At 58.7% G+C, this 18,102-nt stretch carries 14 protein-coding genes and 2 tRNA genes; 10 read left to right on the forward strand and 6 right to left on the reverse strand.

Annotation, left to right across the window (positions count from 1 at the left end):
• The 5 genes from dnaA to gyrB all read left to right on the forward strand — a co-directional run bounded on the left by dnaA (position 1) and on the right by gyrB (position 7,493).
• On the forward strand, positions 1-1,698 hold the full coding sequence (dnaA, locus tag ACLI1Q_RS00005) for a chromosomal replication initiator protein DnaA (protein WP_284772014.1): 1,698 nt from the start codon (positions 1-3) through the stop codon (positions 1,696-1,698).
• 619 nt (positions 1,699-2,317) lie between these two features.
• Complete coding sequence (gene dnaN / locus ACLI1Q_RS00010) at positions 2,318-3,499, forward strand: DNA polymerase III subunit beta (RefSeq protein WP_239275422.1); 1,182 nt, start codon at positions 2,318-2,320, stop codon at positions 3,497-3,499.
• Positions 3,499-4,689: a DNA replication/repair protein RecF gene (gene recF, locus ACLI1Q_RS00015; protein ID WP_239269561.1), complete on the forward strand. Its 1,191-nt coding sequence runs from the start codon at positions 3,499-3,501 to the stop codon at positions 4,687-4,689. The genes dnaN and recF overlap by 1 nt, the downstream gene beginning before the upstream one ends.
• Positions 4,686-5,255 (forward strand): DciA family protein, encoded by a 570-nt coding sequence (locus ACLI1Q_RS00020; RefSeq protein WP_239269560.1) that lies wholly within the window; start codon positions 4,686-4,688, stop codon positions 5,253-5,255. The genes recF and ACLI1Q_RS00020 overlap by 4 nt, the downstream gene beginning before the upstream one ends.
• Before the next feature lie 168 nt (positions 5,256-5,423).
• On the forward strand, positions 5,424-7,493 hold the full coding sequence (gene gyrB / locus ACLI1Q_RS00025; protein WP_239269559.1) for a DNA topoisomerase (ATP-hydrolyzing) subunit B: 2,070 nt from the start codon (positions 5,424-5,426) through the stop codon (positions 7,491-7,493).
• A gap of 96 nt (positions 7,494-7,589) precedes the next feature.
• Here gyrB and ACLI1Q_RS00030 read toward each other — a convergent pair whose 3' ends face one another.
• The 4 genes from ACLI1Q_RS00030 to ACLI1Q_RS00045 are packed head-to-tail and all read right to left on the reverse strand — an operon-like array spanning position 7,590 to position 10,074.
• Positions 7,590-9,089, reverse strand: coding sequence for an MFS transporter (locus tag ACLI1Q_RS00030; protein ID WP_239275420.1), 1,500 nt, complete (start codon positions 9,087-9,089; stop codon positions 7,590-7,592).
• Between the two features lie 60 nt (positions 9,090-9,149).
• On the reverse strand, positions 9,150-9,587 hold the full coding sequence (locus ACLI1Q_RS00035; protein WP_239269557.1) for a DUF6918 family protein: 438 nt from the start codon (positions 9,585-9,587) through the stop codon (positions 9,150-9,152).
• 11 nt (positions 9,588-9,598) lie between these two features.
• On the reverse strand, positions 9,599-9,856 hold the full coding sequence (locus ACLI1Q_RS00040; protein WP_239269556.1) for a cell filamentation protein Fic: 258 nt from the start codon (positions 9,854-9,856) through the stop codon (positions 9,599-9,601).
• Positions 9,853-10,074: a hypothetical protein gene (locus ACLI1Q_RS00045; protein WP_005280480.1), complete on the reverse strand. Its 222-nt coding sequence runs from the start codon at positions 10,072-10,074 to the stop codon at positions 9,853-9,855. Before ACLI1Q_RS00045 ends, ACLI1Q_RS00040 begins: the two co-directional genes overlap by 4 nt.
• A 78-nt stretch (positions 10,075-10,152) precedes the next feature.
• On the opposite strand from ACLI1Q_RS00045, the gene gyrA reads away from it, so the two are divergent.
• From gyrA to ACLI1Q_RS00065, 4 genes are all read left to right on the forward strand, one after another.
• Positions 10,153-12,708, forward strand: coding sequence for a DNA gyrase subunit A (gyrA, locus tag ACLI1Q_RS00050; protein WP_239269555.1), 2,556 nt, complete (start codon positions 10,153-10,155; stop codon positions 12,706-12,708).
• Positions 12,709-12,711: 3 nt separating this feature from the next.
• Positions 12,712-13,050, forward strand: a complete 339-nt coding sequence (locus tag ACLI1Q_RS00055; protein WP_005280482.1) for a DUF3566 domain-containing protein — start codon at positions 12,712-12,714, stop codon at positions 13,048-13,050.
• Positions 13,051-13,224: 174 nt separating this feature from the next.
• Positions 13,225-13,301 (forward strand) — tRNA-Ile (locus ACLI1Q_RS00060).
• A 9-nt stretch (positions 13,302-13,310) separates the two neighbouring features.
• Positions 13,311-13,383 (forward strand) — tRNA-Ala (locus tag ACLI1Q_RS00065).
• 255 nt (positions 13,384-13,638) lie between these two features.
• On the opposite strand, the gene ACLI1Q_RS00070 is transcribed toward ACLI1Q_RS00065, so the two are convergent.
• Together ACLI1Q_RS00070 and ACLI1Q_RS00075 are read right to left on the reverse strand one after the other, a co-directional pair.
• Entirely contained in the window at positions 13,639-14,847 is a 1,209-nt protein-coding gene (locus ACLI1Q_RS00070) for an IS1249 family transposase (protein ID WP_239269554.1), read from the reverse strand.
• Positions 14,848-15,831: 984 nt separating this feature from the next.
• On the reverse strand, positions 15,832-16,047 hold the full coding sequence (locus ACLI1Q_RS00075; protein WP_349819933.1) for a hypothetical protein: 216 nt from the start codon (positions 16,045-16,047) through the stop codon (positions 15,832-15,834).
• Between the two features lie 6 nt (positions 16,048-16,053).
• Between ACLI1Q_RS00075 and ACLI1Q_RS00080 the strand changes: the two genes are divergently transcribed.
• Complete coding sequence (locus ACLI1Q_RS00080) at positions 16,054-18,033, forward strand: copper-translocating P-type ATPase (protein ID WP_349883441.1); 1,980 nt, start codon at positions 16,054-16,056, stop codon at positions 18,031-18,033.
• Positions 18,034-18,102 lie beyond the last annotated feature (69 nt).

An 18,102-nucleotide genomic window follows, 5' to 3' on the forward strand; every position in this document is an offset into this window, starting at 1 on the left:
GTGACTGAACCACAAGCGAACCTAGAAGCTGTCTGGCGCGCGATCGTCGATGATCTGCTCGCGCAATCCGAGCAGCCCAACTCTGAGGTCCCGAGCTTTTCGCATACGCAACGGCTCTACCTGCAGCTGGTTCGCCCGATCATGATGGTGGAAGGCTACACGCTGGTCGCAGCGGAAAATGTCAACGCCAAAGAAGTCGTAGAAAATGAGCTCGGCGGATATATTTCCAAGGCTCTTACCCGCCACCTCGGCCGCCCATGTTCCTTCGCCGTCACTTTGGCTACCCCGCAAGAACCACAACCGCCGGCTGACCCATCGAATTCGCAGCCGGCACCAGGAGGGGCATCGGCAAGCACGCAGGCTCCTTCCTCCCAACCCAACCCGCCGGCACAGCACATGCCACCGGCGCAGACCGATTCTTCCTCCGCGCACAATTACGTCTCCCGCCCCCAGCAAACGGATGCGGCGGCAGCCCGCGGAAATAACAACCCCACCGCAGGTCAGACCCCGCCTAATTGGCGGTCCAGCCATGCCCCGGCAAGCCTGGATGAATTGGCGGAGCACTACAGCCAGCAGGACTATAACCGCCAGCAACCGGATTTTGGCGGATCTGCGAATGCCGCGCGCATTCCGCGCGAGGCCCCGGCGCACGATCCCAACCGGGAGACCTCGCTGAACCCGAAGCACACTTTTGAAAGCTTCGTCATCGGTTCATCGAATCGTTTTGCCAATGGTGCGGCGGTGGCGGTGGCGGAAAATCCCGCCCGCGCCTATAACCCGCTATTTATTTGGGGTGGTTCTGGACTGGGCAAAACGCACCTTTTGCATGCCGCCGGCAACTACGCACAGGTGCTACACCCGGGACTGCGCGTGAAGTACGTGTCCTCGGAAGAATTTACGAATGATTATATTAATTCCTTGCGCGATGACCGCCAGGAATCCTTCAAGCGGCGCTACCGCAACCTCGATATTTTGATGGTGGATGACATCCAGTTCTTAGAGGGCAAGGAATCCACGCAGGAGGAGTTCTTCCACACTTTCAATGCGCTGCACCAGGCCAATAAACAGATCATTTTGTCCTCGGACCGCCCGCCAAAACAGCTCACCACGCTGGAAGACCGCCTGCGCACGCGCTTTGAGGGCGGGCTGATTACGGATATTCAACCGCCTGATCTGGAAACCCGCATTGCCATTTTGATGAAGAAGGCCGCCGCCGATGGCACTGAGGTGGATCGCTCCGTCCTAGAGCTCATCGCCTCGCGCTTCGAGTCTTCCATTCGCGAGCTCGAGGGCGCGCTCATTCGCGTCTCCGCCTACTCCTCCCTGGTCAATGAGCCGATCAACGTGGAAATGGCAGAAATTGCATTGCGCGATCTCGCGCCGGATTCTGCTGACAGGCAAATTACCGCGGCCTCCATCATGGAGGTCACCGCGGAATACTTCGATATTGATGTAGAAACCCTGCGCGGTGCTGGTAAGAAGCGCGCGGTGGCTCATGCCCGCCAGCTGGCGATGTACCTCTGCCGCGAATTGACCGAGCTATCGCTGCCCAAGATTGGCGAGCAATTCGGCGGCAAGGACCACACCACGGTGATCTATGCCGATCGCAAGATCCGCAAAGAGATGACGGAAAAGCGCAATACCTACGACGAGATTCAGTCCCTGACCCAGCGCATCAAGAATCGCGGTCGCGCCTAGATCAAACGAACCACTCGGTGGCGTCTTCCTTAAATAACAGGAAGGCGCCATTTTTGTAAGCAGGCGCCGCGCTTCCCGGTGCCCTCCACCTTCCACCACCGCCTACCTGCGGTTATGTCCCTGTAAAGACCGTATGAACAGCTATCCACAGAGTTATCCACACCTGTGTAATTTCACGGATGTAATTTGTAGATTTTGCTCACAGTTTTAAATTCCACAGGCCCTATCCAGCACAGACGCCCCTGTGATCAACACTGTGTGCAGATCCGTGGAAAACTAGTACAGGCTGTGGATAAAACGATGACCCGCCAATTTATCCACACTCCGGGCCGGTTGATCACAGCAAGATCACAAGAATTGGCACACCCCGGATCGCCGCGCTGAACTTGTCATTTACCCCGTTGATCACAGATCCCACAACGCTTATTACTACTACTAAATTATTTCTCTGATCTTGTAAGTAGAAAGGGGATGTGTGGAATTGTGCCCGGCGCCGAGCACGCGGCGCTGGCTCGGACGGGCGGAGGGAAAATTACAAGGCTCACCGGATGCGGTAAGTTGGAAGCCAGCTTTTGAAAGTTACACATTCCTACCCCGCCAAAGAGGAGCTCTTCGCACCATGGATGAAGCCGTGTCATTTCGCGTTGCCAAAGATGACCTTGCCAACGCCGTAGCGTGGGTTGCCCGCAGCCTGCCTTCCAAGGTCACCCAGCCGGTGCTGCGCGCGATGCTCATCACCGCTGATGACAACGGCTTAGAGTTCACCGGCTTTGATTACGAGGTTTCTACCAAGGTGCGCATCGCCGGCATGGTGGATGAGCCCGGCCAGATCGCTGTTGCCGGTAAGTTGCTTTCCGATATCGTGGCTACCTTGCCCAATAAGGAAGTGGAGATCTCCCAGGTAGATTCCAAGGCTTTGGTTGCCTGTGGTTCCTCCCGCTTCGAGCTACCGCTTATCCCGCTCGATGATTACCCGCAATTGCCGGTATTGCCTGAGGTCACCGGCACGATCCAGCCGCAGCTCTTCGCAGAGGCCATCCAGCAGGTAGCATCCGCAGCCGGCAAGGATGACACCCTGCCCATGCTCACTGGCGTGCACATGGATATCCACGGCAAGGATATTGAGATGACGGCTACGGACCGCTTCCGCTTGGCCATGCGCACCCTGGAGTGGGAGCCAGCGGCTGAGGACGTTGAGGCTAAGCTCCTAGTCCCGGCAAAGACCCTGCAAGATACCGGGCGCAGCCTGGATCCGCATTTGAATATTCCCATCGAGATCGCGGTGGGCTCCGGCGATAATATCGGCGCCGATGGCCTCTTTGGCCTGCACGCGGATAACCGCGAAACCACCACGCGCATGCTGGATGCGGACTTCCCAAACGTCCAGCCCTTGCTTCCCAAGTCGCACACGAATATTGCCTCGGTTGAGGTGGCACCGCTGCAAGAAGCCATTCGTCGCGTTTCCCTGCTGACGGACCGCAATGCGCAGATCCGCATGGAATTTGCCGATGGCCAGGTCACCCTGTCCGCCGGCGCCGATGCCGGTAATGCCACCGAGACCCTGCCATGCGCATTCCACGGCCGCGATGAATTCCTCATCGCCTTCAACCCGGGCTATCTGAAGGACGGCCTAGCGGTCATCAACACCGACCGCGTGGTCTTCGGATTCACGGAGCCTTCCCGCCCCGCCATCATGATCCCGGAGCCAGAAGAGCTGCCGGAAGCCGATGAGGATGGCAATTTCCCTACGCCGCAGACCAATTTCACCTACCTCTTAATGCCGGTTCGCCTGCCAGGTTAATGTTTATACGGGATCTCGATGTTCGGGATTTTCGCTCATGGCCCGAACTAAAGCTTGAGCTGGGCCCGGGGATCACTCTGTTTGTGGGCCGCAATGGCTTTGGCAAGACCAATATCGTGGAAGCCGTGGGCTATACCGCCCACCTGTCTTCCCACCGCGTCTCCCATGATTCGCCGCTGGTGCGCCAGGGCGCGCAGAGCGCGCGGGTGTCCCTTACTGCCGTGAACCAGGGGCGCGAATTAACCACCCACCTGCTGATAAAACCCCATGCCGCCAACCAGGCGCAGATTAACCGCACGAGGTTGCGCAGCCCGCGCGAGCTGCTCGGCGTGGTGAAAACGGTGCTGTTTTCCCCTGAAGATTTGGCCTTGGTGCGCGGTGAGCCCGCGGGGCGCCGCGCGTATCTCGATAGCATCATCGCCTCGCGCACCCCGCGCTTAGCTGGGGTTAAGGCGGATTATGACAAGGTATTAAAGCAGCGCAATGCATTGTTGAAGTCGGCATCGGCAAGCTTGCGGCGCGGCTACGGCGATAGCGACGGCGCATCGGCCCTGTCCACGCTGGATACGTGGGATGCCCAGCTCGCGCGCTTAGGCGCACAGGTCATTGCGGCGCGCCTTGCGCTTGTCGATGCCCTCTTGGACCACATTCCCGCCGCCTATGCCGGCCTCGCACCGGAGTCGCGGCCTGCGCACGTGGAGTATAAATCCACCATTGATACCTCTGACCGCGAGGTGCTGGAGGCCGTCATGCTGACCGAGCTGGCCACTGCCCGGCAGCGCGAGATCGAGCGCGGCATCTCTCTGGTGGGCCCGCACCGCGATGATCTCGTGCTCCACCTGGGGGATCAGCCGGCCAAGGGTTTTGCCAGCCACGGCGAAACCTGGTCTTATGCCATCGCCCTGCGCCTGGCGGAGTTTGAGCTCCTGCGAGAGGATGGGGGATCCGATCCGGTCCTCATCTTGGATGATGTCTTTGCCGAGCTCGATGCCAAGCGCCGCACTCAGCTGGTTTACCTCGCCGCCACGGCAGAACAGGTGCTAATTACCGCCGCGGTGGATGAGGACTTACCGGATAACCTAGAGCCCATCGTGCGTTACCGGGTAGGAGTGGAAGATACGGACCAGGGGCGCATTTCCACCCTGCACACGGAAGCCACCGCAGGAGAGGATAGCGAGGAAGAAGCATGAGTGAGGAAGAAGGGGAAACCGGCACGCAGCGCACGGATCCCGTCACCCAATACTTCCGCTTGGTGCGCTCTACCTCGAAGAACCCGCCAAAACTTACGCGCCCGGTGCCGAAGATGCCGGTTCCCTCCTTGGCGGATGCCCAACAGCAGAACTATCGCGGCTACCAGGTGGGTAGGCCTACCGGCGCCGATGGCAGGAGGCCGCGGCGACAGATCGACGTGCCGAGCCTGGGCGCACAGATTAAAAAGGAGATTTCTCACCGCGGCTGGGAGCATGAATTAGCGCACGGCTGGGTCATGGGAAATTGGGAAAACCTGGTGGGTGAGCGCATTGCCGCCCATACGCAGCCGCAAAAAATCAAGGACAAGATCGTCTATATTTCCTGCGATAACTCCACTTGGGCGACGGAACTGCGCTACCTGCAGCGGGAAATCCTGCGCAAAATTGCGGACCGGCTCGGCCCCGATGTCATCGCTGAGCTGCGGATCCACGGCCCGCGGCAGCAGCGCAATTACGAGGGGCGGCAGTGGGTGAAACCTCAGGGATCGCAAGATACCTACGGCTGATAAGTGGCTGATAGGCGCAGGTTAGCTCTGCCCTTTAAAAGATAAATAACCACAGAGCGCGCCACATAGCTACCTCTGGCCGGTGTGGGGTGTCATTCAGTAGGGGGTATGCGTGTAGAATAGTGAAAGTCTTAGAATTAGCTATAGCCAAAAGGAGAGCACGAATCCGTGGCTGAAGAACACGCATATGATGCTGGATCAATTACGATCCTGGAAGGTCTAGAGGCCGTCCGCAAGCGCCCCGGTATGTACATCGGTTCTACCGGATCGCGCGGTTTGCACCACCTTATCTGGGAGATCGTCGATAACTCCGTCGATGAGGCCATGGCAGGCTTCGCGGACAAGGTTACCGTCAAGCTCTTGGAAGACGGCGGCGTCGAGGTCATCGATAATGGCCGCGGCATCCCGGTGGAGATGCACGCCTCCGGTGCGCCGACCGTCCAGGTGGTCATGACGCAGCTGCACGCCGGCGGTAAATTCGACTCCGATTCCTATGCCGTTTCCGGCGGCTTGCACGGCGTCGGCATTTCCGTGGTCAACGCCCTGTCCACCCGCGTGGAGGCGGAGATCAAGCGTGAGGGCAAGCACTGGTACCAAAACTTCCAGAACGCCATCCCGGATGACCTTGTAGAAGGCGGCAACGCCCGTGGCACGGGTACCAAGATTCGCTTCTGGGCGGACCCGGAGATCTTTGAAACCACCGAGTTCGACTACGACACCATTGCGCGCCGCCTGCAGGAGATGGCCTTCCTGAACAAGGGCCTGACCATCGAGCTGATTGATGAACGCGTGACTCAAGAGCAGATCGAGCTCGAGGAAATCGCGGATGCGGAATCCGGTGAGGCGAGCGCGGATGAGACCTCCTTTGATGATGTCCCCGATGCCGGCGATACCTTTAACGAGGAAGCCGATTCCAAGAACGTCACCAAGGCCGATAAGAAGCGCCGCAAGAAGATCACCTTTCACTATCCGGAGGGCCTGACGGACTACGTAAAATTCCTCAATAAGTCCAAGAGCGCCATTCACCCCACCATCGTGTCCTTCGAGGCAAAAGGCGAGGACCACGAGGTTGAGGTGGCCTTGCAGTGGAACCAGGGCTATAAGCAGTCCGTGCACACCTTTGCCAATACCATCAATACCCACGAGGGCGGCACGCACGAAGAGGGCTTCCGCGCAGCCCTGACCTCCTTGATGAACCGCTATGCCAAGGAGCACAAGCTCATCAAGGACAAGGACGGCAACCTTTCCGGCGATGACTGCCGCGAAGGCTTGGCCGCCGTTATTTCGGTCAAGGTGGGCGACCCGCAGTTCGAGGGTCAGACCAAGACCAAGCTGGGCAACTCCGAGATCAAAGGCTTTGTGCAGCGCTCGGTCAACGAGTACGTCAATGACTGGTTTGATGCCAACCCGGCAGAGGCAAAGGCCATTATCAATAAGGCCGTCTCCTCGGCGCATGCCCGCATGGCAGCGCGTAAGGCGCGCGAGATGGTGCGCCGCAAGTCCGCCACCGATCTGGGTGGACTGCCCGGCAAGCTTGCGGATTGCCGTTCTAAGGATCCGCGGAGTTCGGAGCTTTATATCGTGGAGGGTGACTCCGCGGGCGGTTCCGCGAAGGCCGGCCGTGACTCTATGTTCCAGGCCATCTTGCCCTTGCGCGGCAAGATCCTGAACGTGGAAAAGGCCCGCATGGATAAGGTCTTAAAAAATGCCGAGGTCCAAGCCATCATCACCGCGTTGGGTACTGGCATCCACGAGGAATTCGATATCAAGAAGCTGCGGTACGACAAGATCGTGCTGATGGCCGATGCCGACGTGGACGGCCAGCACATCGCCACGCTGCTGTTGACCCTGCTCTTCCGCTTTATGCCGCAGTTGGTTGAGGATGGCCACGTGTACCTAGCTAACCCGCCGCTCTACAAGCTGAAGTGGTCCAAGGGCACGCCGGGCTACGCCTTCTCTGATGACGAGCGCGATAAGCTGCTGGCGGAAGGCCTGGAGCACAACCGTAAGATCAACAAGGATGACGGCATCCAGCGCTACAAGGGCTTGGGCGAGATGAACGCCTCCGAGCTCTGGGAGACCACCCTGGATCCCTCCACGCGCCTGTTGCGCCGCGTGGACCTGGAAGACGCACAGCGCGCCGATGAGCTGTTTTCCATCCTCATGGGTGATGACGTGGCCGCCCGCCGCTCCTTTATTACCCGCCGCGCGAAGGATGTCCGCTTCCTGGATATCTAAACCGTTGGCTTAGCCCTTCTGCGTGCAGGGGCTAGGCAAAAAGCTAGAGCCCACCGTGGATAATTCCACGGTGGGCTTTAACTATGGGGCGAGGTATTAGCTGCGGGAAGCGCGCTGATCCGCAAAACCAAAGCTCAAGGACACTAGGCAGACGGCGATGATGACGCCAAAGCCGGTCATGATGGATACGGGCCAATCTCCGGAGGTGCTTTGGAGCATGGCAAAGACGATGGCGGTAATGACGGCCAAGCCAATGGCGGTGCCGATGCGCTGGCCGGTTTGTAGGACCGCGCCGGAGGAACCGGCGTAGTTATCTGGGACCTGCGCCAAGGTCAGGGTTTGGTTAGGTGAGACCACGGCACCCTGGCCAAGCCCGATAAATGCCAAGGAGAGGATGAGCCACCATTCGTTCATTCCCCAATGCGTGGTGCCCCAAATAAAGACCACCGTGGCGATGAGACCGAAGATGGTGGTTAGCATGCCGATGATGACCACCATGCGCCCATACCGCGAGATCTTGCGGCCAGCGATGGTGGCGGTAATGGAGTTGAGGAGTGCGGAAGGAATGCCCACCGAGCCGGCCGCTAGGGCGGAGTAGCCCAGGCCATTTTGGAAATACAACGCAACGAGCACCCAGATGCTGGTAATACCCATAAACCACAACGTGGCGATGATGGTGCCGTTGCGGAAGCTCGAGGTGGCAAAGATATTGAGATCCACCATCGGCGGGTGGCCGGTGGCCTTGTGGTGGCGCTCCCACAGCACCCACACGCCAATGAGGACGGCACCCGCCAGAAGCAGCCACCACACGGCCGGGGAGCCGGTTGAGTCCATGAAGGGGAAGAGGATGCACCATACCGCGGCGCCGAGGATGAGCGCGCCGATGGGATCCAGGGTGGCCAGTGCCTTGAAGATGCCCAGCTTATTGCCCGCGGCATCGCGGACGCGGGAAAACAGCGGGCGTGGGAACCACATGAGGCCCAAGATGATGGCTAGCAGGCCGATAGGCGCGTTGACCAGCATGGTCAGCCGCCACCCGTGGTCAGGACCACCGAGCTTAATGAGGAAGCCGCCCAATACCGGGCCGATGGCCACGGCGATTCCCACGGTGGCGCCAAAGTATCCGAAGGCGCGGCCGCGTTCTTCCCCGCGGAAGTATTGCTGAATCATTCCCACGCCTTGGGGGTTCAGTAATCCGGCACCAACACCCTGGACAAAGCGCGCGATGTTCAGAGAATGCGCATTCGGCGCGAAACCCGCCACGGCGGCGCTGATGGTGTAGACGGCGATGCCGAGCAGGAAGATGCCCCCGCGCCCCACGAGATCGCCGGCGCGCCCAGCGGCGACGAGGACCACGCCGAAGGTAAGCGCATAACCAGACAGCACCCATTGCACATCCGAATCCGTGGCACCAAGCCCAGACTGGATCGACGGCAGTGCCACGTTCACGATGGACACACTAATCAGTGACATGAACACCGTGACCAGCACAATAATAAGAACCCGCCAGCGGGCGGGGTCTTGGCCGGCGGGGTAATCGGTACGGTTTGCTTCTGATGTCGACGATTTATGATGTGGGGAAAAAGTCACTTCCACACTTATACTCCGCAGTCCAGATAACCTTCAACCGCAGGAAAACCGGTGGAAATTAATTATTTACATGTGCTTTTGCACGACGCGGCCGAATGCAGGAACTTCCGGGCTTAAGATCTTGGTGGCCTTGCCGCGCAGGGAATTATAGGGTTTGCGCAGTGCGGCGGAGTTTACCTTTTCCACGTGCTTATCTGCGATGTTCATAATCTCATCGCTGACCTCTTCCTGGTGCGGTTCAAGGAAGGCGCCGAAATCATCCTTCCCGCTTTCCGCAAAGTCTTGCCACCGTGGATCCAGGGCATCGAGGACATCCGGCAGGATCCGTTCCAGCGCCTTGGGGACGACATTGGCATCGGCTTTTTTGGCGGCCGCCAATCCGCCTTTAATGGCTATGCCGGAAATGCCGGATTTGGCGGAGGCGACTTTTTCAACGAGATCCCCGCATTCGGCGATGAACTCGGTGCGGGTGGATCCGTGCATCAAGGTAGAAAGGTGAGACATGGTGCCATACTTTACGCGAATTTAGTGGCCATATAGACGCGGGCACAGTACTGCGCGAAGGTCTGATTTCCAGCGTTTAACGCTGGCACCTTTTCCAAAACCTCCGCCATAGCTCGAGCGGCCTGCCGCTCATCGCCGTGGATGGCGATGCCCTCTAGGCGCGCGGTGCTGGCAGCGGCGGCAGACACTAAGGCGGAATAGTTGATGATGCGGAGATTAAAGCGGGCGCAAAATTCTTGGGCCAATAGGTACAGCTGTTCGGGGCTCATGCGTGTGTCTTTCGCGCCCTGCGAATTTCGGCCTCTAGATCCGCGCGGCCGGGGAGGAGCTCGCGGGCGGTGGCTTGCACGTGGGCATCGGCAAGCGTGCGCGAGGCCGCCGCCACGATGGCACGCACCACCGCCTCGTGCTTGGAGGTTCCCTGCGCGGAGGCCAAGAGGGTAAGGGCGTGATCTTGTTCTGCGGTAAGCCGCAATGTCATTGCCATGCCCCAGTGATACCACAGTGATACCACCGGTGCGGCAAATAAGGCCGATAAAGCCCGGAGAAGGTAGAATTTGGCCTTATGAGTGACAGTAACGACGATCTTTTTGATCGGATTTTTCCCATTGACATTAATGAGGAGATGGAGTCGAGCTATATCGACTACGCCATGTCCGTCATTGTGGGCCGCGCGCTGCCTGAGGTGCGCGATGGCCTAAAACCAGTGCACCGCCGCATTCTCTACGCCATGTTCGATTCGGGTTACCGCCCCGAGCGCGGATATGTGAAGTCCGCGCGCCCGGTCTCTGACACCATGGGTCAATTCCACCCGCACGGTGACTCGGCCATCTATGACACCTTGGTGCGCTTGGCGCAGTCTTGGAATATGCGCTACCCGCTTGTCGATGGCCAGGGTAACTTCGGTTCCCGCGGTAACGACGGCCCCGCCGCAATGCGTTATACCGAGTGCAAGCTCACCCCGTTGGCCATGGAAATGGTCCGCGATATCCGCGAAAATACCGTGGATTTCTCGCCCAACTATGATGGCAAGACCAGCGAGCCGGACGTCCTGCCGTCCCGCGTGCCTAACCTTTTGATGAATGGTTCCGGCGGCATTGCCGTGGGCATGGCCACCAATATCCCGCCGCATAACCTCAATGAGTTGGCCTCGGCCATTTACTGGCTGCTGGAGAACCCGGACGCAGACGAGGATGCCGCGCTCGCGGCCTGCATGGAACGCGTGAAGGGCCCGGATTTTCCCACCGCCGGCCTCATCGTGGGCGATCAGGGCATCAAGGATGCATATACCACCGGCCGCGGCTCCATCCGCATGCGCGGTGTGACCTCCATCGAGGAATCCGGTTCCCGGCAGACCATCGTGATTACGGAGCTGCCGTTCCAGGTCAACCCCGATAACCTCATCTCCAATATCGCGGAGTCCGTAGCCAACGGCAAGATCGCCGGTATTTCCAAGATCGAAGATGAGTCCTCTGACCGCGTGGGCATGCGCATTGTTGTGACCCTGAAGCGCGACGCCGTCGCCCGCGTGGTGCTCAATAACCTGTACAAGCACTCCCAGCTGCAGACCTCCTTCGGTGCGAATATGCTCTCCATCGTCGATGGCGTGCCGCGCACCCTGCGCCTGGATCAGATGCTGAGCAATTATGTTGCGCACCAGATCGAGGTCATCGTTCGCCGTACCCAGTACCGCCTGGATGAGGCGGAAAAGCGCGCGCACATCTTGCGTGGCTTGGTCAAGGCGCTGGATATGTTGGATGAGGTCATCGCCCTGATCCGTCGTTCGCCCACCGTTGATGAGGCGCGCGAGGGATTGAAGGAACTTCTCGATGTCGACGATATCCAGGCCGATGCCATCCTGGCGATGCAGCTGCGCCGCCTGGCTGCCCTGGAGCGCCAAAAGATCGTCGATGAATTGGCAGAAATCGAAGAGGAGATCGCCGACCTCAAGCACATCCTCGCCCACGAGGAACGCCAGCGCCAGATCGTCCACGATGAGCTGGAGGCGATCGTCGAAAAGTACGGCGATGAGCGCCGCACCGAGATCCTGCCTGCCTCCGGCGAGGTCACCGATGAAGACCTCATTGCCCGCGAAAACGTCGTGGTCACCATTACCGCCACGGGTTATGCCAAGCGCACCAAGGTCGATACCTATAAGTCACAAAAGCGCGGCGGCAAGGGCGTGCGCGGTGCGGAGCTCAAGCAAGATGACATTGTGAAGAACTTCTTCGTCTGCTCCACGCACGACTGGATCCTGTTCTTTACCAACTTTGGCCGCGTCTACCGCCTGAAGGCCTACGAGCTGCCAGAGAGCGGCCGCGCCGCCCGCGGCCAGCACGTGGCCAACCTGCTGGAATTCCAGCCGGAGGAAAAGATTGCCCAGGTCATTCAGATCCAGTCCTACGAGGATGCGCCATACCTGGTCCTGGCCACCCAGCAGGGCCGCGTGAAGAAATCGCGCCTGACCGATTACGAGTCCGCTCGTTCCGCAGGCCTTATCGCCATCAATCTGAACGAGGGCGATGCGCTCATTGGCGCCCAGCTCGTTTCTGAGGGCGATGACATCCTGCTGACCTCTGAGCAGGGCCAAGCCATTCGCTTTACTGCCGATGACGACCAGCTGCGCCCCATGGGCCGCGCTACCGCCGGCGTGAAGGGCATGCGCTTCCGCGGCGATGACCAGCTGCTGGCGATGTCCGTCGTCCACGACGGCGAGTTCCTACTCGTTGCTACCTCGGGTGGTTACGGCAAGCGCACCGCCATTGAGGAATACACCCCGCAGGGCCGCGGTGGCTTGGGTGTCATGACCTTCAAGTACACTCCGAAGCGCGGCAAGCTCATTGGTGCCATTTCCATTGACAAGGACGATGAAATCTTCGCCATTACCTCCGCCGGTGGGGTTATTCGCACCGAAGTAAACCAGATTCGTCCGTCCTCGCGCGCCACGATGGGCGTGCGCCTGGTTGACCTTGCCGATGACGTCGAATTGCTTGCCATCGACCGCAATGTTGAAGAAGATGGTGAGGAAGACGCGCAGGCTGTGGCCAAGGGCGAAAAGACCGTCGATGAGGTCCAGCAAGAGCACCACAAGGTAAGCGATGCCTCCAAGGACGAGGAGTAGGACATGGAACGACGAGACGTAACCATCCACCACATCTCGCCCACCTCGGCGTTTCGCGTTGGTCTGGCCCTGTCACTCGTCGGACTCATCGCGTGGTTGCTGGCCGTGTGCCTGTTGTACATCGGTTTGCACCAGGTGGGCATATGGGAGTCAGTCAATAGCCTCGTTGGTGGCGTCGGCGGCGGCTTTGAGGTCACCTTTGGAGTGGTGATCGCAGCCAGCGCGCTGATTGGCGTTATTTTCGCCGTCCTGTTCACCTTGCTCGCACCGCTGATGGCCGTAATCTATAACGCCATCGTGGATGTCTTCGGTGGGCTAAAGGTCAGCTTGGATGACATCTAGACCACTGTGAGTGGGAGACTATGCCGGCAGCTACGGTTGCCGGCATTTTTCTAGTTTTAAGCGCGAAGTAGCGTCCTCATTAGACCCACGAAGTGCGCCTCTGAAAACCTCTTTGAGCTGCCGATTTGTGTTCTTTCCGGGGTAGTATGTAAAGTTACATCTCGTTCCGCTAAAGGGCCTATAGCTCAGTCGGTTAGAGCGCATCGCTGATAACGATGAGGTCGCTGGTTCGATTCCAGCTAGGCCCACCACGGAACAATGGGGCATTAGCTCAATTGGTAGAGCATCTGCTTTGCAAGCAGAAGGTCAGGAGTTCGATTCTCCTATGCTCCACAGCATCAGTCCGGCTTCCTTAAGGGAGTCGGACTTTTTGCTTTTTGTACCCTCTCGAAGCTCCCCACACCTATCAAACTGGTTTTGGGGGTGTTTGTCCGATAGCAGGCATCAACGCGCTTGATATTGTTAAAACAGCAAAGGCATTCGCGGGTTAAGGGACAAAATGAGTGTCTAGGCCGGCGTGTCGCGGGGTGGGACATTTTGTGTGTCTGCCGCCCCGCGGTTTAGGGGTTTGGGCTGGGGGTTTAGGGGTTAGCGCATGGAGCCTTTGCGGATACCGATATCGTTGGTGTGCGTGCTTTCGATTCCGGTGTCGTACCGTGCTGGTGCGCCGTCGAGGTCGTTAGCCGTGTTGTTGGTGGACGCAGCTTGTACTTTGGCGAGTGCGCTGCGTCCCCATTTTTGACTTCGGGCAATCTCAATAGGGTCACCGGGATATTGCGTGTGCAGATGCAGCCACCAGTCCACGGCAGTGCGCTGGTGCTCCTCTGGCATTCCTCGGTGGTACCTGGCAAGGGCTTTTACTCCGGCGTTTATGCCGCCTTCCAGGCTGTTGGTATCGCGAGCGAGTTGTCCTTCGACTGCGTCTTCCTGACTGGTCAGGAACGTAAATAGGTGCTTGTTCCGTTCCAGTTTGGCGAGCAGTTCGTAGGCACTGCGGTGTCGGGAATGCATGTAAAAGAACTTCTTGTTTCGACGGAATTTCTTTGGAATCTCTTCCGGTTTGAGGTCTTTGATGTAGGTCTTCTCACTGAGCCACTTGCCGTACACGTCGTGGAATTGCTGCAGCTTCGCGGTCCATTCCGCGGCCTCATCCAGGTTGCTTACCCGCAGCAGTGACAACGATAGGCCGCGCAGTGCTTTGCCAGATGGCAGCACGGGGTACAAGCCGACGTAGCGTTGAATGTTGCGTTTGACGTGGACGAGGCAGCGTTGGATGTGTGCTTGTGACCAGGTTGTTTTGATGGCTTCTAGCGAGCCTTGGTGTCCATCGGTGGTGACCACCAGTGGGGCATGCCCGACCTTGTCGAAGAGACGGTTGTAGTTGAACGTGTCTTCTTGGCGGCACCAATGCCAGGCCACGACGTGGGCTTTCGTTGATGCCACCAGTAGGCAGTTCTGGTGGCCGAAGTAGGTTCCGTCGACAAATAGCTGGTCATAGATGCGATTGGAGTCGGTGTTGTCGGGAACGTGGACGAGCCAGAAGTTTTCGAACCACCGGGTGAGTTGCCGACGGCTATAGCCGTGCTCTGCGGCGATTGACGACAGGGTTGATGAAGACAAGAACCACTCGTAGAACATCCGGAACCTGGCAGTCTGGATGGGGTCATCGTTGGTATTGGTGAAGCTGTGGCCGCATGAACGGTCTTTGCAGCGCCAACGAGTCTTGCCTGCGGACGTTGTGCCATTTTTCTTTACTGGCCCCAGGCACACGGGGCACGTGATGTGTTGATTAACCACGCGGGTTAGTTTGCTGCCTACCCCGTCGGGTACCACATTCTCAGCCAGATACGTGGATTTCGCGCCCAGACCCCGCGCTGCGCCTCACCGCCTAGAGCGGAATCCTCGTTGCGACTGGTCAACCTAGCTACCGACGCACATCCGGACACACATTCTGTCCCTTAACCCGCATTCGCTGAATACGACCACAACACCTGCTATCAGCTTAAGATTGCACCATACATGGGAGATCGTCCGCATCCAGTTGGAGGGCATGAATGCAGAAGCTAAAATCCAAAAAATATAATTCACGAGTATCGTGGGCTGTATTTTTTGCTTCATTGGTCCTTCTGGGACTATTTCTCGGAATCGTTTTTGACTTAGATGTCGTCCCTAGAACGGTGATCGGTCTCATCTTGTTCTGCATTTGGTTCTGGATAGATTGGACAATGAGAAAGAAGTTTTCGGGTGATGAGGACTAAAGTTCCTCTTTAAAGCCAACATGGGGCACTCCAACTAAAATGGAGTGCCCCATATGTCGTTTCTTTGCCTCTTTCTTCCACTTTGAGTAGGCGAAAACGGTAGGTGAAACCTGAAGTGTCCCACTTGTGGAAGATCGCATCTTGCTGGAAGAGCATGTTAGGCAGTAAGCCCCGAAGCTCGGCGTTTCATGGCACACAGCCTGGCAATGGGCGCAGGAGGCCCATCGTGCAGGAAACTTCCCAGAACTGGGCCCAAAGCCTCCGTTATGATCCGGTTCATCGCTAAATGCCGGGACCGTTTCTCTGTCGAGTTCATCTGCAATGACGTTGAAGAATAACCGAGCTGATGGGGTCGGGCTGACCGCGCCGTGTCCACTTTCCGGGGGCTAGGCCCGTTTAAGCTGGGTGGCCATCTCGGCAGCTCCACTTCGCCTCTTATACGAGAATGGCTCCTTCCGTTCTGTAAATATACCTCCCCGGGGTATATGGTGGGGAGAGTAACCATCACTGTGTTCCACCGACGCTAGAACTCCTCTTGGTGCAGGGAGGAGAAGAAAGGAACTTCATGAGTACTTCCCACCAACACAGTGAGCATTCCGGTGCTCACCAGGCCGCGGGAGCGGATCATACGCAACACACAGATCATGGCGGCCACGAAGGGCACTCTCACGGTGACCATCAAGGTCATGGCCACGAGCACGGGCATGGCCACGGCCATGGGCACGGACACGGCGATCACGCGGCGATGTTCCGCAGCCGCTTCTGGTGGTCGCTGCTGCTATCGGTACCGGTCGTCATCTTCAGCCCTATGGTCGCAGAATTGCTCGGCTACGGCGTACCCGAATTCAATGGTTCATCCTGGATTCCCCCGGTGCTTGGCACCATCATCTTCATTTATGGCGGCACGCCGTTCCTGCAAGGCGGCTGGTCGGAACTGAAATCCCGCCAGCCCGGGATGATGCTGCTTATCGCCATGGCTATTACCGTGGCGTTCGTCGCCTCATGGGTCACCACCTTGGGGATTGGAGGATTCGACCTAGATTTCTGGTGGGAGCTGGCCCTCCTGGTCGTCATTATGCTGCTGGGCCACTGGTTGGAGATGCGTGCACTCGGCGCGGCCTCCTCCGCTTTGGACGCCTTAGCAGAACTTTTGCCTGACGAAGCCGAGAAGATCATCGATGGGCAGGCCCACACCGTGCCAGTCTCTGAGCTGGCGGTGGATGACATAGTACTGGTCCGCGCTGGAGCGCGGGCGCCTGCCGATGGCACCATTGTTAAAGGCTCAGCCGAATTCGATGAATCCATGATCACCGGTGAATCCCGCCCAGTCTTCCGCGATAAAGGTGAGCGCGTGGTCGCCGGTACGGTGGCCACCGACAACACCGTCCGCGTCCAGGTAGAAGCCATCGGAGGAGATACGGCCCTGGGCGGTATCCAAAGCATGGTCGCCGAGGCGCAGGAATCCTCCTCCCGCGCCCAAGCCCTTGCCGATCGCGCCGCAGCGTTGCTCTTCTGGTTTGCGCTAATCGCAGCCCTCATTACTGCGGTGGTCTGGGCCATTATCGGGAGCCCAAGCGACGCCGTGGTGCGCACCGTTACCGTGCTCGTCATCGCTTGCCCCCACGCCCTCGGTTTGGCTATCCCACTGGTCATTGCGATCTCTACCGAGCAGGCCGCACAGTCTGGGGTACTCATCAAGGAACGTTTGGCGTTGGAGCGCATGCGCACCATCGACGCCGTCCTCTTCGATAAGACCGGTACCCTGACCGAAGGCGCTCATGCCGTTACCGGTGTTGCAACCGTTGAGGACATCAGCGAGGGGCAGCTGCTAGCAGTGGCCGCCGCGGCCGAGGCCGATAGTGAACACCCATTGGCCCGCGCCATCGTCAAGGCAGCCGAAGACCACGCGGAAGCATCTCAGGAGCAGCTGCACAGCACCGATTTCAGTGCGGCCGCCGGCCGGGGAATCAAGGCCACCGTCGATGGGGCAGAGGTCCTCGTCGGTGGACCGAATATGCTGCGCGAGCTAGAGCTTGCCACCCCTGGGGTGTTTGATGCGCAGGTTGAAGAGTGGTCCCAACGCGGCGCGGGTGTCCTGCACGTCGTGCGCGATGGTCAGATAATCGGCGCTCTCGCGGTTGAAGACAAGGTTCGTCCCGAATCCCGCGCGGCCGTACAGGCCCTCCAAGAGCAGGGCGTCAAGGTTGCGATGATCACTGGCGATGCCACGCAGGTCGCCGAGGCCGTTGGCGAAGAATTGGGTATTGACGAGGTCTTTGCCGAAGTCCTGCCGCAGGACAAGGACTCCAAGGTCACCGAATTACAGGAGCGCGGTCTAGCCGTGGCCATGGTTGGCGATGGCGTCAACGACGCCCCAGCCTTGGCCCGCGCGGAAGTCGGCATCGCCATTGGCGCCGGCACCGATGTCGCCATGGAATCCGCCGAGGTGGTGCTCGCCAGCGACGACCCGCGGTCGGTGCTTTCGATGATCACCTTGTCGCGCGCTAGCTACCGCAAGATGATCCAGAACCTTATTTGGGCATCTGGCTACAACATCATTGCCGTGCCCTTGGCGGCAGGCGTACTCGCACCCATCGGTGTCGTGCTCTCCCCGGCGGCCGGCGCGGTATTGATGTCGCTATCGACCATCGTGGTGGCATTCAACGCGCAGTTGCTGCGCCGGATTGAATTGGACCCAGCTCGCTTGGCACCCACCAGCCACTAGGTGGAGGAGACCAAGTTCGAATAAGTGGGACGGGCTCCGGCTACTTGGGATTATTTTAGAATTGAAGTC

The organism is Corynebacterium limaceinasi (assembly GCF_046717465.1).
Taxonomy (GTDB): domain Bacteria; phylum Actinomycetota; class Actinomycetes; order Mycobacteriales; family Mycobacteriaceae; genus Corynebacterium.

Excerpts from the sequence above, each read along its gene's own strand:
- dnaN (WP_239275422.1), top strand. The coding sequence starts at position 2,318 with ATGGATGAAGCCGTGTCATTTCGCGTTGCCAAAGATGACCTTGCCAAC.
- recF (WP_239269561.1), top strand. The coding sequence starts at position 3,499 with ATGTTTATACGGGATCTCGATGTTCGGGATTTTCGCTCATGGCCCGAA.
- ACLI1Q_RS00020 (WP_239269560.1), top strand. The coding sequence starts at position 4,686 with ATGAGTGAGGAAGAAGGGGAAACCGGCACGCAGCGCACGGATCCCGTC.
- ACLI1Q_RS00035 (WP_239269557.1), bottom strand. The coding sequence starts at position 9,587 with ATGTCTCACCTTTCTACCTTGATGCACGGATCCACCCGCACCGAGTTC.
- ACLI1Q_RS00040 (WP_239269556.1), bottom strand. The coding sequence starts at position 9,856 with ATGAGCCCCGAACAGCTGTACCTATTGGCCCAAGAATTTTGCGCCCGC.
- ACLI1Q_RS00045 (WP_005280480.1), bottom strand. The coding sequence starts at position 10,074 with ATGGCAATGACATTGCGGCTTACCGCAGAACAAGATCACGCCCTTACC.
- gyrA (WP_239269555.1), top strand. The coding sequence starts at position 10,153 with ATGAGTGACAGTAACGACGATCTTTTTGATCGGATTTTTCCCATTGAC.
- ACLI1Q_RS00055 (WP_005280482.1), top strand. The coding sequence starts at position 12,712 with ATGGAACGACGAGACGTAACCATCCACCACATCTCGCCCACCTCGGCG.
- ACLI1Q_RS00080 (WP_349883441.1), top strand. The coding sequence starts at position 16,054 with ATGTTCCGCAGCCGCTTCTGGTGGTCGCTGCTGCTATCGGTACCGGTC.